At 31.4% G+C, this 14,583-nt stretch carries 19 protein-coding genes; all 19 read left to right on the top strand.

Features of this window, described 5'->3' with window-relative positions; genetic code table 11:
- Nucleotides 1-21 precede the first annotated feature (21 nt).
- The 19 genes from IPK06_11580 (at nt 22) to fliE (ending at nt 14,549) form a co-directional block, all read left to right on the top strand.
- Nucleotides 22-927 carry a flagellin gene (locus IPK06_11580; GenBank protein ID MBK7980611.1) on the top strand — a complete coding sequence of 302 codons (906 nt, stop codon included), beginning with the start codon at nt 22-24 and terminating at the stop codon, nt 925-927.
- A gap of 61 nt (nt 928-988) precedes the next feature.
- Nucleotides 989-1,342 carry a flagellar protein FliS gene (locus IPK06_11575; GenBank protein MBK7980610.1) on the top strand — a complete coding sequence of 118 codons (354 nt, stop codon included), beginning with the start codon at nt 989-991 and terminating at the stop codon, nt 1,340-1,342.
- An 11-nt stretch (nt 1,343-1,353) separates the two neighbouring features.
- Nucleotides 1,354-2,760 carry a flagellar filament capping protein FliD gene (gene fliD / locus IPK06_11570; protein MBK7980609.1) on the top strand — a complete coding sequence of 469 codons (1,407 nt, stop codon included), beginning with the start codon at nt 1,354-1,356 and terminating at the stop codon, nt 2,758-2,760.
- A 2-nt stretch (nt 2,761-2,762) separates the two neighbouring features.
- Complete coding sequence (locus tag IPK06_11565; protein MBK7980608.1) at nt 2,763-3,095, top strand: hypothetical protein; 333 nt, start codon at nt 2,763-2,765, stop codon at nt 3,093-3,095.
- Between the two features lie 3 nt (nt 3,096-3,098).
- On the top strand, nt 3,099-3,362 hold the full coding sequence (locus IPK06_11560) for a hypothetical protein (GenBank protein MBK7980607.1): 264 nt from the start codon (nt 3,099-3,101) through the stop codon (nt 3,360-3,362).
- A gap of 197 nt (nt 3,363-3,559) precedes the next feature.
- Nucleotides 3,560-4,237 carry a HAMP domain-containing histidine kinase gene (locus IPK06_11555; GenBank protein MBK7980606.1) on the top strand — a complete coding sequence of 226 codons (678 nt, stop codon included), beginning with the start codon at nt 3,560-3,562 and terminating at the stop codon, nt 4,235-4,237.
- Nucleotides 4,238-4,249: 12 nt separating this feature from the next.
- Nucleotides 4,250-5,641 carry a sigma-54-dependent Fis family transcriptional regulator gene (locus IPK06_11550; GenBank protein ID MBK7980605.1) on the top strand — a complete coding sequence of 464 codons (1,392 nt, stop codon included), beginning with the start codon at nt 4,250-4,252 and terminating at the stop codon, nt 5,639-5,641.
- A gap of 251 nt (nt 5,642-5,892) precedes the next feature.
- On the top strand, nt 5,893-7,284 hold the full coding sequence (locus IPK06_11545) for a HEAT repeat domain-containing protein (GenBank protein ID MBK7980604.1): 1,392 nt from the start codon (nt 5,893-5,895) through the stop codon (nt 7,282-7,284).
- A gap of 3 nt (nt 7,285-7,287) precedes the next feature.
- Nucleotides 7,288-8,193: a protein-glutamate O-methyltransferase CheR gene (locus IPK06_11540; protein MBK7980603.1), complete on the top strand. Its 906-nt coding sequence runs from the start codon at nt 7,288-7,290 to the stop codon at nt 8,191-8,193.
- Nucleotides 8,194-8,197: 4 nt separating this feature from the next.
- Entirely contained in the window at nt 8,198-8,563 is a 366-nt protein-coding gene (locus IPK06_11535; GenBank protein MBK7980602.1) for a response regulator, read from the top strand.
- Nucleotides 8,564-8,578: 15 nt separating this feature from the next.
- Nucleotides 8,579-8,953, top strand: coding sequence for a response regulator (locus IPK06_11530; protein MBK7980601.1), 375 nt, complete (start codon nt 8,579-8,581; stop codon nt 8,951-8,953).
- Between the two features lie 12 nt (nt 8,954-8,965).
- Nucleotides 8,966-9,721, top strand: a complete 756-nt coding sequence (locus IPK06_11525; protein ID MBK7980600.1) for a protein phosphatase CheZ — start codon at nt 8,966-8,968, stop codon at nt 9,719-9,721.
- Between the two features lie 16 nt (nt 9,722-9,737).
- Complete coding sequence (locus tag IPK06_11520) at nt 9,738-11,726, top strand: chemotaxis protein CheA (GenBank protein ID MBK7980599.1); 1,989 nt, start codon at nt 9,738-9,740, stop codon at nt 11,724-11,726.
- A 1-nt stretch (nt 11,727) separates the two neighbouring features.
- Nucleotides 11,728-12,798 (top strand): chemotaxis response regulator protein-glutamate methylesterase, encoded by a 1,071-nt coding sequence (locus tag IPK06_11515; protein ID MBK7980598.1) that lies wholly within the window; start codon nt 11,728-11,730, stop codon nt 12,796-12,798.
- Between the two features lie 2 nt (nt 12,799-12,800).
- A complete protein-coding gene (locus IPK06_11510; protein ID MBK7980597.1) occupies nt 12,801-13,046 on the top strand; it encodes a hypothetical protein in 246 nt (81 codons plus the stop codon).
- 115 nt (nt 13,047-13,161) lie between these two features.
- Nucleotides 13,162-13,518: a flagellar basal body rod protein FlgB gene (gene flgB / locus IPK06_11505; protein MBK7980596.1), complete on the top strand. Its 357-nt coding sequence runs from the start codon at nt 13,162-13,164 to the stop codon at nt 13,516-13,518.
- Nucleotides 13,518-14,015: a flagellar basal body rod protein FlgC gene (flgC, locus tag IPK06_11500; GenBank protein ID MBK7980595.1), complete on the top strand. Its 498-nt coding sequence runs from the start codon at nt 13,518-13,520 to the stop codon at nt 14,013-14,015. The genes flgB and flgC overlap by 1 nt, the downstream gene beginning before the upstream one ends.
- Nucleotides 14,015-14,257: a hypothetical protein gene (locus IPK06_11495; GenBank protein MBK7980594.1), complete on the top strand. Its 243-nt coding sequence runs from the start codon at nt 14,015-14,017 to the stop codon at nt 14,255-14,257. The genes flgC and IPK06_11495 overlap by 1 nt, the downstream gene beginning before the upstream one ends.
- Nucleotide 14,258: 1 nt before the next feature.
- On the top strand, nt 14,259-14,549 hold the full coding sequence (gene fliE, locus IPK06_11490) for a flagellar hook-basal body complex protein FliE (GenBank protein ID MBK7980593.1): 291 nt from the start codon (nt 14,259-14,261) through the stop codon (nt 14,547-14,549).
- The last annotated feature ends 34 nt before the right edge of the window (nt 14,550-14,583 follow it).

Here is a 14,583-nt window from a genome sequence, read left to right as displayed (position 1 = left end):
TCAATAAACATGGAGGTTTAGATGTCACAATCATTTAGAATTAACACAAACGTTGGTGCATTAAGAGCATACAATTCTCTTGCAAAGTTAAATGCACAGTCGCAAACAGCTCAATTGCGTTTAGCTTCACAAAGAAGAATTAACAATGTTGCTGATGATACTTCTGGTTTCAACGTAGGTAAATCATTGGATTCAAAAGTAACAATTATGCAATCTGCTCAACGTAACGTTGGTTCAGCTCAAGATATGTTGGCTACGGCAGAAAGTCAGTTAATCAGTATAAAAGATATGATTACCCAAATCAGAGGAAAAGTAGCTGACGCAAGTAATCCTACATCTGATAAAGCAGCAATTGCTAAAGATATTCAAGCAATAGCTGATGAAATTGCTTCTGCTTTTGGTACAACTAAATTTAACGAAACAACTTTGTTACAATCCGTAACTAATGGTGCCGGAGCAGGATTTACATTCCAGACTGGCGTTTCTTCTTCAGATACAATTAACATTAACTATGGAAATGTATCCGGAAACGAATTAGTTGGAACAGGTCATACTTCATCTTCATATTCCAGTTTGACAGGTTTATCACAAGGTGTTCAAGAAGCACTTGATCAATTAAAAGGAATAACTTCAACAACAATCAGCGATATTACTGATGCAAGCGCTGGAAAATTAGAAGGTTTTGAAGATGCTGTTGATGCTTCACTTGGCTCAATTGGTAACTATTCACAAAGATTGCAAGCAAAACAAGAGTTCTTATCATCTGCTATTTTGAACTCGCAATCAGCTTATTCAAGATTATTTGATGCTGACGTTGCACTTGAATCTTTGAATGCTACAAAATCACAAATTGGATCACAAGCTGCTTCAGCAATGTTTGCACAATTGAACGTTGCTCCACAGCAAGTACTTCAATTATTTGGTTAATAATTTTCTTTAATCAAAGGTTCTCCTTGAAAAGGGAGAACCTTTTTAATACGGATGAAATATGTATCATTATTCTGCGGCGTTAAAATTAAATGATGTTAATAATAGAGCTAATGCCTATTTAGTAAATGAAATTGTAAATTCTTCTCCCCAGAAATTATTATTAAAAGTTTATGACTTTGCAATTGCTCAATGTAAAAATGAGAACTTAGAAAAAACAAATAAAGCTTTAGCAGAGTTAATAAATGCCTTAAGATACGGCAATAATGAAGTTAATGAAATTTCAATCGGTCTTAAAAAGTTATATGAATTTTGTCAAGACCAGATGAGAAAGAAAAATTATGATATTGTATTGAAAATATTAACTGAATTACGTGAAACATGGATTAAGGCGTTTGTTAGTATGGAAGGCTAGGAGTTACAAAGATGGATATTTTAAGTAGTTCATCAATTAGTAATTTAATTAATTCTTCAAAGCAATCGGAATATTCAAAAAAAATATCTCCGCTGCTTGAGAAGAAAACTAAATTTACAAATTTGTCATCTACTTGGGGAAATTTAAAAACTAAATTAAGTTCGCTAAAATCATTACTTTCGGATTTAAAGGATGTTAATGCGGGTGGAAGTTTTACCGCGAAAGCAACAGAACTTAGTTCAGAAGATTATTTTTCTGCAAACGCAAGTTCCGGCGCTGCGTTAAGCACTTATGATATAAGAGTGCAGCAGTTGGCAAAAAGCGATAGAGTAATGTCAAATACCGTTAGTTCAAGCAGTTCTGCAGGGTTATCGGCCGGGACATATTCTTTTCAAGTCGCGACCGGCGAATATGATCAAATTATTGATGTTCAATTAGAAGGGTCCGAAACTAAAGATGAATTAATGAAAATTATTGCGGAAGCGGTAAATAACGCATTAAGCGATGTGGTATCCGCCTCTGTATTTTCACCAAAAAACGGCGAATCAAAATTATCAATTATTTCTAAAAAAAGCGGATCTGATAATGCTATTACCATTAAAGATGAAACAGGAAATCTGCTTCAATCCATAGGAATGAATTTTACTTCAAGAACTTTGCTTTCTGATAATGGAACCGGCGGCTATGCAACTTCGCAAAGTGCGCTCGATTCAGTTTTAAACCTTAACGGAGTAACAGTTATAAGAGGTTCTAATGTAATAGATGATTTAATTTCCGACGTGACCTTAACACTTAAAAATCAAATGGAAGAAGGAATTCCAACGGTTAACTTAATTGTTAAAAACAACAGGGAAGCCATAAAATCAGATATTGAAGATTTGATTTCTTCCTTTAATGAAGCTTATTCTTTTGTGAAAAATAATTATTATGCCGATAAAGATGGTCAGCGCGGAATTTTTGTGGGAAACGCAACCGCAATAGGATTAATGCAGTCATTTGGAACAATTTCTTATGAAAAAGTTCAGGGTTTATCAGATGGAAATTACAGCTATTTATCGGAAATTGGAATTGGATTTGATCCAATGTCGGGTTTGAGTATAACAGATGACGACTTGTTAACAGACGCATTAGATACCAACCCTGAACAAGTTGGCAAATTATTTAATTCCGAAAATGGTGTTGCCAATAAACTTTATGACATGGTTGATTCCTATATTAAAAATAAAGGAACCATTTCAAATTTAATCGATAATTATGATAATTCTGTTTCATATTTAAATGATAAGATAGGTTATAAGGAAACACAAATTGATAAAAATGCGGAAGTATTACGAAAAAAATATGAACAAATGCAGATGCAGTTGGCACAAATATATTCTACGCAGAATTCACTTTCTACTTTGGGGATTTTTAGTTAATAATGACAATTATTGAAAAAAATCTTAAGGAAATTGATGAATATTTGTATTTTATTACAAAAGAAGTAAACTCTATAAATGATGAAAACCTTGATATTAAATTAAAGAATGTTAATTCGTTCATTAAACAGATTGATAGAAAAAAAACAGAAATTAAAAACAGCGCTACAAATGACTATTATTTAGCAGTATGTGATAAAATTCACAACGAGGTTAAACAAATTACAGCTAAATTCGATAATATTATAGAAGCAAAAAAAGAAAATTTGAAAAGCATAAGTGAAGAATTATCAAAAACAGTAAACAAAAAAAAACTAATAAATTATCAGAGGTAATAAGTGGATATTAGAGGAGTGGGAAATAATTACAGCCGTTATACGGAACTGTACAAAAAACAGGAACAAGCTTCGAGTCGGCAAACTCAGCAGAAAACAGATAAGCTCGAACTTTCCGACGCAGCAAAGAAATTGAAATCGGAAGGTGTTGATGCTAAATTGTTAAATGATGTTAAAACCAAAATAGACTCGGGTTATTACAACAGAGATGAAGTCATCAATAAAGTTGCTGATGAAATAATTAAAAAGTTTGCTGACGAAAATTAGTTTCTTATAATTGTCTCATAGTTATTTTATGATTAGAATTTTTGTTTAAAATTTTGCGGTAATTCTTATTCTTAAAATGATTATGAGACATTTTCATTTTAAATCTCCTAAATCTTCAAATCAATTCTGTACATTTTTTTAGAAAAAAAGTTAAATTTAACCCGCCAATTCTTTTAAAAGAAAATTATAGGTTTAACTTGACTAACAATGTGCATGAAAATAAACTTCAGATACTTGGTAAACTCGCTGCAAGTTTAACACACGAAATTAAAAATCCACTTTCCGTTATTAAGCTCAACTTAGAATTTCTTAAAATGAACGTTGAAAAATTCGATCAGGAAACTATTGAGTGCATAGATTCTTCGCTTGAAGCCGCCGATATGATCGACAAACTGATATATTCAACTTTGGAATTTTCCAGAAGATCTAAAGATGAATATAATTATTATTGTATTAACGAGATCATTCAAAAATCTTTACAAATTACAAAAGGAAATGCAAATAAAAAAAATATTAATTTTCAATTAAATTTAGCTGACAAATTATCAAAAATTAAAGTCAGTGAATCAAAAATACTTCAAGTGTTAATTAATATCATTTCCAATTCAATTGAAGCCAGCGACAGAAACTCAAAAATTTTAATAAATTCATTTGAAAATAACGGTAAAGTTAATGTTGAAATTATTGACGAAGGATTAGGCATTAGCGAAGAGAAGAAAAATATAATTTTCGACGATTTTTATACAAGTAAAGACAACGGAACCGGACTCGGCTTAAGTGTTTGCAAAACAATTCTTGAAGAGCATAATGCCGATTTTGAGCTGAAAAATAACTCTGTAAAAGGAACAATATTTACAATTCAATTTAATCTGTGATTGTGAGGAATAATGAAAGCTAAAGTATTATTAGTTGATGATGACAATCTGGTTGTAATTTCACTTAAGAAAGTTTTAATAAAATTAGGTTACGATGTTGACGCTTGTATGGAAGGAGCGAAAGTTGAAGAATCAGTAAGTCTCTTCGCACCCGATATAATTCTGCTAGATATTTATTTAACTACTCACAACGGATTAGAGATATTAAAAATTCTTCAGCAAAAATTTTTTCATATTCCGGTAATTATGATAACCGCTTATGCGGATGTAAAAATTGCCGTTGAGGCAATGAAATCGGGAGCTTTCGATTTTTTGCTTAAGCCTATAGAAATTGATCAGCTTTCAATAGTACTTGATAAATGTGTAAGACATTTACGGCTTCAATTAGAAGTTAATGAACTCCAGGCAATGTTGAATACTGATAATTTAACAAGAGACTTTTTCGGAAAGAGCAAGCCTATTCAGCGTGTTTTAAATATGGTTGAAAAATTGGCAAAAAGCGACGATACAACAATTTTATTGGAAGGCGCAAGCGGAACCGGAAAAGAAGTTTTCGCGAAATATATCCATCAAATTTCACCAAGAAAAAATAATGTATTTATTTCTATAAACTGCGGATCAATACCGAAAGATTTGGCGGAAAGCGAGCTATTCGGACATGAAAAAGGCGCATTTACCGGCGCCGCACAAAAAACAAAACTAGGTAAATTTGAACTAGCTAACGGCGGAACAATTTTACTTGATGAAATCGGTGAGCTTAATTTAGATATTCAAGTTAAACTTTTACGCGTACTGCAGGAAAAGAAATTTTATAGAGTAGGCGGTGAAAAAGAAATAAGCGTTAATGTTAGAATTCTTGCTGCAACTAATAGAAGTCTGGAAGAGGAAGTAAAAAAAGGAACTTTTAGAGAAGATTTATTTTACAGATTGAATGTTGCCAATATTAATATTCCTTCATTAAAGGAAAGAAAAGAAGACATTCCCGTTTTGGCATTATCTTTCGTTAAAGAATTTGCCCAAAAATTTGAACAAAGCATAAGAGGAATTAGTGAAGAAGCCGTTAAACTTTTGCAGGAATATTCTTGGAAAGGGAATATAAGAGAATTAAGAAACGCAATGGAACGCGCGGTTTTGATGATGGAAGGCGATGAAATTAAAGAGCAGCATCTTAGTTTTCTAAAGAAAAGTGACAGTTCGGAAAAATCTCAAAATTCTTCTTTTGAACTTAAAGTACCTTCTGAAGGTGTTAAAATTGATACCGTTGTGAAAGATTTAATTTTGAAAACTCTCATTATTACAAAAGGCAATCAGGTTAAAGCAGCGAAAGTATTGGGACTTTCCAGATCAAAATTAAGATACAGAATGGAACAACTTGGAATTGAAGTCACAAAATCCATTCAATAGAATTATAAAAAATTTATAGAGTAATTCTTATAAAATTTAAAAGCCGTTTTATTTATCTTCAATTTTAACATTTCATTCATTTGGCTAATATCAGCCTTAATTTATTTTAAAACCCTCATTTTACGCCGAACAATCGAATTATTTCAGGCATATTTCTTGAAAATATTTTAAAAAAATAAATTTAATATACGATAGTTATTCTATAAAAATGAAAATTGACTTTTCCATCAGCTGCAATATCTGAGGTAAAAATGGGCAACAATTATGAAGTTATAAAAAAAATATTAGATACGGATGATTCTGAAAAAATAAGAACAACCGCTGAAAACTTTCAACTTGTTGAAATGCCTGATAAAGTTGTTGAATATTTAACTCAAAAATTGACTTCTGACGATAATGGTGTAAAAGATACTTTAACAAGGATTTTATCTAATAACAAGAATTCAAACATTCCTAAATATCTCGTTCCTTATGTTTCATCAGAAAATATTTCCGCAAGGAATTTAGCCGGTGAAATTCTATTAAAACGAAAGAATGAATCAATTAAAGCAATGATAGAATATCTTCCGAACGCAAATGACGACGATAAAAAATTCATAATCGATTTATTGGGATTAATTGGAAATCCTGCACCAGCATACGAAATCATCAGCATTCTAAAATATTCTAGAGATGAAAACGTTATTCTTGCATGCATAGAAGCTCTTGGAAATATTAAAAGTGAAGAAGCAATTGATGAAATAATTGTGGCTTATGACAGAAGCGAACTTTTCAGACCGACAATAATTGAAGCGTTGGGTAAAATCGGCACAGACGAATGTATTGATTTTATAAATGATAATTATTACGGTGTTGACGAATTAACGAAATATTCTTTAATAGAAAGTTTGGGAAGAATCGGTAATGAAAAATCATTCAACATGCTGATAAATGACATAAAGTATTTGGAAGGTCCGTTTAAATGGGTGGCTATTGAAACAATAGGAAAGCTTGAGGAAAAGAAAAATTTACTATTGCCAAACGACATTGCCTTAAAAAATTCATTATTGGAAACTTTGCAAAGCGCGGATCTGCAGTATAAAAAATCGGCTGTAAGATTAATTAGTTTATTTGAAGGCGAGAATATTGTTGAACATTTATTTTCAATATTCGGCAACGATGAAGAAATTGACAACAAATTAAGGGAATATTTTTCAAACAATCTTAAAACATTTTTTAAGAAAGCAATTCCATACTTAAAAGAAAATCCAAGGAATTTAAAATCTTTCATTGGGTTAATCAAAGAAATGATTCAGTATGACGGCGGTTTGAGCATGCAGGCTCTAAATGATTTGGAAATGAGAAATTATGTTGAAATATTTTCAAATCTATTAACACATCCGGATGAAGAAATTAGAGCATCATCAATGGAATTATTATTCTTCTTAGATTCTGAAACCGCATTCGTATTTTCAGATACAATGCTAGAAGATACAGTTTCATGGAATAGAATTAGACTGCTTGAAATTATTCAATACGGCGATGATACAAGAATAATAGAAATAATTAAAAAATTATCCGAAGACAACGATGAAATGGTTAGAGAGAATGCCCAAAATATTTTATCGGAAAGGGGAATTAGTAATTTTCAATTAAAGGATTAATAAATGCTTAATTCAACTGCTACCTTAAATCCAAATCCTTTGAGCAAACTAAGTTTTAATTTTAGTTCTCAACCTGAACAAAAACTTTCTCCGCAAAGTTTTGAAGAGTGGAGAAAATATATTTATGATCTGTCTGGAATCTATTTCCAAGATAATAAAAAGTATTTATTAGAAAGCAGATTACAAAAGCGAATTAAACATCTTAAAATTGATACTTTTGAACAATATCTTCAATATTTAAAAACAAATCCGAAGAAAGAAGAAGAAAAGAAACAATTATTTGAAGCCATTACAATTAATGAAACATACTTTTTCAGAAACCAGCCGCAATTAGATGCATTAGTTGGAAGCATCATTCCGGAACTAATGACAAAAAAAACCTTCGGGATACAAAAACTAAGAATATGGAGCGCCGCTTCGTCTTCCGGTGAAGAGGCATATTCTATTGCAATGATGCTTAATGAAATGATTCTTCCGAAATATCCGAATCTAAGTATAGAAATTTTTGGAACAGATATAAATTACGCAGTTGTAGAAACGGCACAAAAAGGAATTTTTAAAGAATATTCAATTAGAAACACTCCCCCAATGTATCTAAAAAAATATTTCCATAAGATTGACAATAACTACGTTATAGATCCTAAAATAAAAAACATGGTTAGTTTTAAAATCATGAACTTATATGATGAATCGGCAATAAGAATTCTTAATAAATCAGACATTATTTTTTGCGCAAATGTTCTCATTTATTTTGATCAGGAATCTAAAATTAAAGTAGTAAACAGTTTATACAATAATCTTAACCCTGAAGGTTACTTATTTATTGGATATTCAGAAACACTCCATGGAATTTCCAAAGCATTTAGATTAGTAAGTTTTAGTAAAACAATTGGATATAAAAAAGGATAATCAAATGAAAAAAGTTATACTAATAGCTGATGATTCTCCAACAATTAGAAAATTTGTATCATTTTCATTAAAAGCTCAAGGATTTGAAGTCCTTGCCGCATGTGATGGTATGGAAGCAATAGAATTGTTGCCGACAACAAATATCGATTTAATTATTACTGATTTGAACATGCCTAATATGGATGGATTCGAATTAATTAAAGCAATTAGAGACAACGAAGCAAATAAAAATATTCCTATTATAATTCTTTCATCATTAAAAGGAAGTGAGGAAATAAGAAAAGGTTTAACTGCTGGAGCTAATTCTTATATGGTAAAACCATTCGATCCTAAAAGAATACAATACGAAGTTGCGAAATATATAAACTAAAAATAAGAGTATAAAATGGATACAAAATTTTTGATAGTCGATGATTCGGTAACAATGAGAAGAATTGTTGTTAATACCCTTAAATCAATCGGCTACAGTAAATATTCAGAAGCAGAACATGGAAAAGATGCTTTAGATAAACTTGAAGCCGATGGCGAAATAAATTTTGTTATAACAGATTGGAACATGCCGGTAATGTCTGGATTGGAATTGACAAAAGCAATTCGTTCAAATAACAAAACACAGACAATGCCTATTTTAATGGTTACAACACGCGGAGTTAAAGAAGATATAGTTCAAGCTTTGCAGGCAAAAGTATCAAATTACGTTGTAAAACCTTTTACGCCGCAAATCTTAAAAGATAAAATTGATTTGATATTAGCAAACTAAAGAGGAAACAGAATGAGTAATTCTACAAAAAATTTGAACGATATTGTTAGCCGGTTGCATGATGTAGACAACGTTTTTAAATTCGGCGAAAAAATGATTCCCGTTATTGAAGGTTTTGTTTCCTTCATTAGTGATTTTATTCCTTTTATTGAACAAGTCAGTGGTTCTATTCAAGAAAGCAGATCAAAAATTCCCGAAGCGTCTAACCAACTGGATAAAGTTACAAACGCTACAGAATTGGCAATGACCGAAGTTCTTGATAAAATTGATTCAATAACATTACAGTTAAACGAACTAACCGAATGCATTGATGAAATGGTTCACAGCAGGACAAAAGTTGAATATTTGATTTCTCAATTATGTGAAGAAATTAAAGGCAACGAAAAAGCAAAAACAATATTTAAAAAGTTAATGGAAGCAATTGATGTTGGTTTAACATTAGAATTGATGAAGAATAAAGTTTCCAATATAATGGCAAATACGGATCAAATAACGATGTCACTGCAAGTTCAAGATATTACCGCTCAGCAGCTTGCCGCGGTTAATCATTTGATTATTTCAGTACAGCAAAAACTCGGTAATTTGCTTTCAACGGTTGATTCTTCCGGAATAAATATTGAAGAAAATTTAGAACACAAAAAATTACCGGATGTACATTTTGACGCGAGAGCTTCATATAATCCTTCTGAAAATCAGCAGGATCAAGTTGATTCAATCATTAGCAGCGAAAAAGCATCACAAGAAGAAATAGATAAATTATTTTCATAATAAAAAAGAAAAAACAATGGCTGATTATTCTTTGCTCACTGATCCGGATATGACGGAAATATTTGAGAGTTTTATTGTTGAAACAAAAGAAACTCTTGAAAAATTAGACTTGGATTTGGTGAAGCTTGAAAGTACACCAGAAGATACCGATTTACTAAATGAAATTTTCAGATCATTTCACACTGTAAAAGGAACGTCCGGATTTCTTGGTTTAGTAAAAATGCAGGAATTAACTCACCGTTTGGAAGATATTTTAAATAAATTAAGAAAAGGTGAAGTTAAACTTAATTCAGCAATTATGGATGGGATTTTAAGCGGATATGACGCTTTGAGTGAACTTTTGGTAATTGTAGAAGAAAATAAAAACGAAGAATTTGACATTGAACATGAAGTAAAGAAACTTGAAAAAATAATAGATCAAATTAATAATAACAGTTTTGAAGAACAACCCGCTAAAGAAGAACATGTTCAAGAAGAACAATTAGTTGAACAAATAATTACAAAAGTTAAAAGCGGAGATTCAAATTTCAGCGATGAAGAAATTGAAAAAGCATTTTTAGAAAATACAAAAAGTTTAAAGAAAAAAGCCAAAGGCAAAAGTAAAAAAAATAAACCGGTAGAAGATTTAATTGAAAACGTTGAAATAATAACTGAAGCAAATGAAAAAGAAGAGCTTCATTTTGAAGAAGTAATTAATTTTGATAAAAGTCCTACCTTCCAAGAAATTAACGAAATAAATAAAGAAATTAATGCAAAAAATATTTCCGAATCCATCGCAAAGAAACAAGGAGATGAAAAGAAACAAAGCGGCAATGGTGTTGAACAAACTATTAGAGTTGATGTTGAAAGATTAGATGAATTATTAAATTTAGTTTCTGAACTTGTGCTGGGAAGAAACAGACTTGCACAATTAAACTCCGATGTTTCGATGAAATATGAAGGAACGGAAGTATCTAGAAATTTAGCGGATACCGCAAGACAAATCGATCTATTGACAACTGAACTTCAGTTAGCGGTGATGAAAACAAGAATGATTAAGATTGAAAAAGTTTTCAATCGCTTTCCAAGATTGGTTAGAGATTTAAGTAAAGAAACCGGTAAGGATATAAATCTTGTAATTAGCGGAGAAAAAACAGAACTCGATAAAACATTAATTGAAGAAATTAATGATCCGCTGGTTCACATTATAAGAAATTCCGTAGATCATGGAATTGAAACACCGGAAGTTAGGAAAGCTTTAGGTAAACCTGAAAAAGGCACAATTTCACTTTCAGCGGAACACGAAGGAAACCATATTATTATTCTTATTGAAGATGATGGAAAAGGAATAGATCCAAAAGTTATTGTTGAAAAAGCTATTTCAAAGGGAATTTTAACGAAAGAAAAAGCAAACGATATATCTAAACAAGAAATATATAATTTAATATTTGCGCCTGGATTTTCAACCGCCGAAAAAGTAACAAATGTTTCGGGAAGAGGCGTTGGAATGGACGTTGTTAAAACTAACGTTTCCAGATTAAGAGGAATTATAGATATTGAATCCGAGGTGAATAAAGGTACAAGAATCTTAATCAAACTTCCTTTAACACTTGCTATTATTCAAGGATTGCTGGTTAAAGTAATTGGCGAAACCATTGTACTTCCTTTAAACTCCGTAATTGAAGTTGTTAAAATTAATAAGCATGAAATTTATACAATCAATCAAACCGAATGCATAAAGCTTAGAGATAGAGTTTTACCTTTGATCAATATAGATCAAATTCTATATCATTCGGATACAATGCAGAATACTAGCGATCATCAATTCATTGTAGTTATCGGTTTAGCTGAAAAAAGATATGGTATAAAAGTCGACAGTTTAATTGGTCAGAAAGAAATCGTAATTAAATCTCTTGGTAAATATTTGGGAAATATTGAAGGCATTGCAGGCTCAACAATTATGGGCGACGGAAAGGTTGTAATGATAGCGGATATTGCCGAAATAATAAATAAGTTGAAAAATTAATATGAATAAAAAAATTAGAATTTTAGTTGTTGACGATTCAGCTTTCATGAGAAAATCGCTTAGTTTGCTTTTAGAATCGGACCCAATGATACAAGTAATTGATACGGCCGTTGATGGAATTGAAGGAGTAGAAAAAGTTAAAAGATTAAAACCTGATATTGTTACATTGGATATTGAAATGCCGAGGATGGACGGGCTAACGGCATTAAAGAAAATAATGAGTGAATCGCCAACTCCGGTTATTATGGTTAGCTCATTAACTACTGAAGGCGCGCAGGAAACATTAAAAGCTTTAGAACTTGGCGCCGTTGATTTTATACCTAAAGGAATGTCATTTGTAAGCGTCGCAATTGCCGGAATTAAAGAAGATTTAATTAGAAAAGTAAAGGAAATCTACAGCAGTAAAAATGTTATAAACAGATTGACTAGTTTAAATTCTAAATTTGATGCAAAGAGTCAAACAGTAAAATCAGCCGGAACATTGGCTCAGCTTCCAAAATTAAATTATAAAGCATTTGCAATAGGCATTTCTACAGGCGGACCAATATCATTACAAAAGGTAATTCCCTATTTATCAGATAAAATCAAAATTCCAATATTTATTGTACAGCATATGCCGCCTAAATTTACGGCATCTTTGGCAGAACGACTTAACGCGCTAAGCGGCTTGGAAGTTAAAGAAGCTCAAAATGATGAAACTGTAAGAAACGGGGTTGTTTATATTGCACCCGGCGGATTTCACCTTACATTGGAAAAAGATCCGCAAGGTTTAGTTAAAATTAAAACATCGCAGACACCTGAAAATGTTCTGCATAAACCTTCGGTTGATGTAATGCTTGATTCGGTTCAAAAGATATACGGAAAATTTATGCTGGGTATAATAATGACAGGAATGGGTAAGGACGGATTAGAAGGGATTAAAAAATTAAAAAACTCCGGCGGATATTGTATTGCGCAGAATGAACAAACATGCGTTGTGTACGGAATGCCAAGAGCTATTGTTGATAATGGTTTGGCAGACGTAATAGCGCCATTAGAAGAAATACCTAAAATCTTAAATCAAGCGGTATAATTATGGAAAATTTTAACGAATCAGTATTTAGAGAAATCTCATATAGAAATGATATAGTTTCCGGTAACTTAATTAGCGCGGAAGAAGTAGAAGTAATTGGAACAAGTAAAATATCCTTTGAAGAAGAAAGTCATGAAGGAATAAAAATAATATTGAATAAAGATGAAAATGACAATATAAAAGAAATAAAATTTGTTTGTTCTTGCGGTGAAACTAAATCAGTATTATTGGATTATAGTGAAGAATAATTTCCAACTGCCTAATTTTAGCCATTTTTAACAAAAACATATCTTAAATTTATTAAATAACACGTCTTTTAACTGGCATTACTTTTGACCAATCATTAAAAAAAGGTGGGGTAATATGCCAATTTCCGAAAATAAAGTTTTAGAAAACCTTCTGAATTTTACGGCTCTTAAACAAAAAGTTGTGAGCCAGAATTTAGCCAATTCGGAAACCATTGGCTATAAAAGAAGAGATGTGGCATTTAAAGATATGCTGCAGGCAGGAATGAAGACTCTTTCAACCGATCATTTTAACGAAGACGATCTGGAAATAACAATTGATGAAAATATGGAAAATATATCAGGCGTAAATAATGTTGACGTAAATAAAGAAATGGCGGAAATGGCGCAGAATTCAATAATGTTCAAATTTGGCTCAAAGAAAATTAATAATTATTACCAAACGTTACAGAGAGTAATAAGAGGGGGTAACTAATGGAAATAAGACCGAATTTTTCTTCATTTAAAATAAGCTCAAAAGGTATGAGCATTCAAAAACAAAGAATGGAGCTTATTACCGAAAATATTGCCAATACGAGCACTACCAAAACAGAAAATGGAACTCCGTATCAGCGTAAATTTATTAGAGTTGAAAAAGATAAAGATAACTTAACACTTAAAAATTCTCTGCCGTTAAAAAATTCCGGTTTTTCCCTTGAGAGCGTTTATAAAAATAAAAACCAGGCTAAAGGTGTAGAAAGTTTTGAACCCGAATTGAATTTGAAAGTTGAAGTAAAAACAGATAATACCGAAGGTGAATTAGTTTATATGCCCGATCATCCGGACGCAAATGAAGAAGGTTATGTTTCAATGCCCAACATTAGCGTTGTAACCGAAATGGTTGATATGATATCGGCATCAAGAAGTTTTGAAGCAAATTTAACGGCATTTAATTCCGCTAAGCAGATAGCAAAAGATTCGTTGGAGATATAATGAAAATTTCTACAAACTCAATCGGAAATTATAAACCGATAAATAATGTAACTGTAAATAACGTAAATAATATTCAAAGCAAAAAGAATGAAATGGTAAATGATATTACTAAAGAAGAAAAAAAATATTTCACAAACATGTATCCAAATGAAAAAGGCAAAATTGAAAATTATCAATTCTACAATAAAGACGGTGACAGAAAAACAGTTTTAATTGGTTCTTTATTCGACAAGAGAGGTTAAAATGAAAGCAGTAGGTTTAGGCAATTTAATACCGAAATTTCCACAGCAGAATTCTACAAAACAAATTTCCGCTAATAATAAGTTTGATGGAATGCTTAGCAATTTTATAAAAGGCGTTAATACCGATCAATTGGACAGCAAACAAATAACGAGCGATTTTATTGAAGGGAAAGATGTTGAATTGCACGAAGTGATGATCACAGGAGAAAAGGCAAAAACAAGTTTAGAGCTATTAATGCAAATACGAAATAAAACAGTAGATATGTACAAAGAATTAACAAGGATGCAATAAAGTGGACAAGGCAAAAGACTCTCTCTCGGCTATA

The organism is Ignavibacteriota bacterium, from assembly GCA_016713565.1.
Classification (GTDB): domain Bacteria; phylum Bacteroidota; class Ignavibacteria; order Ignavibacteriales; family Melioribacteraceae.
This window is presented reverse-complemented; position numbering and strand designations above follow the sequence as displayed.

Coding starts and splice junctions, on each gene's coding strand:
- IPK06_11515 (MBK7980598.1), top strand. CDS start 11,728: ATGAATAAAAAAATTAGAATTTTAGTTGTTGACGATTCAGCTTTCATG.
- IPK06_11565 (MBK7980608.1), top strand. CDS start 2,763: ATGACAATTATTGAAAAAAATCTTAAGGAAATTGATGAATATTTGTAT.
- IPK06_11550 (MBK7980605.1), top strand. CDS start 4,250: ATGAAAGCTAAAGTATTATTAGTTGATGATGACAATCTGGTTGTAATT.
- fliD (MBK7980609.1), top strand. CDS start 1,354: ATGGATATTTTAAGTAGTTCATCAATTAGTAATTTAATTAATTCTTCA.
- IPK06_11540 (MBK7980603.1), top strand. CDS start 7,288: ATGCTTAATTCAACTGCTACCTTAAATCCAAATCCTTTGAGCAAACTA.
- flgC (MBK7980595.1), top strand. CDS start 13,518: ATGGAAATAAGACCGAATTTTTCTTCATTTAAAATAAGCTCAAAAGGT.
- fliE (MBK7980593.1), top strand. CDS start 14,259: ATGAAAGCAGTAGGTTTAGGCAATTTAATACCGAAATTTCCACAGCAG.
- IPK06_11535 (MBK7980602.1), top strand. CDS start 8,198: ATGAAAAAAGTTATACTAATAGCTGATGATTCTCCAACAATTAGAAAA.
- IPK06_11575 (MBK7980610.1), top strand. CDS start 989: ATGTATCATTATTCTGCGGCGTTAAAATTAAATGATGTTAATAATAGA.
- IPK06_11495 (MBK7980594.1), top strand. CDS start 14,015: ATGAAAATTTCTACAAACTCAATCGGAAATTATAAACCGATAAATAAT.
- flgB (MBK7980596.1), top strand. CDS start 13,162: ATGCCAATTTCCGAAAATAAAGTTTTAGAAAACCTTCTGAATTTTACG.
- IPK06_11530 (MBK7980601.1), top strand. CDS start 8,579: ATGGATACAAAATTTTTGATAGTCGATGATTCGGTAACAATGAGAAGA.
- IPK06_11510 (MBK7980597.1), top strand. CDS start 12,801: ATGGAAAATTTTAACGAATCAGTATTTAGAGAAATCTCATATAGAAAT.
- IPK06_11520 (MBK7980599.1), top strand. CDS start 9,738: ATGGCTGATTATTCTTTGCTCACTGATCCGGATATGACGGAAATATTT.
- IPK06_11525 (MBK7980600.1), top strand. CDS start 8,966: ATGAGTAATTCTACAAAAAATTTGAACGATATTGTTAGCCGGTTGCAT.
- IPK06_11545 (MBK7980604.1), top strand. CDS start 5,893: ATGGGCAACAATTATGAAGTTATAAAAAAAATATTAGATACGGATGAT.
- IPK06_11580 (MBK7980611.1), top strand. CDS start 22: ATGTCACAATCATTTAGAATTAACACAAACGTTGGTGCATTAAGAGCA.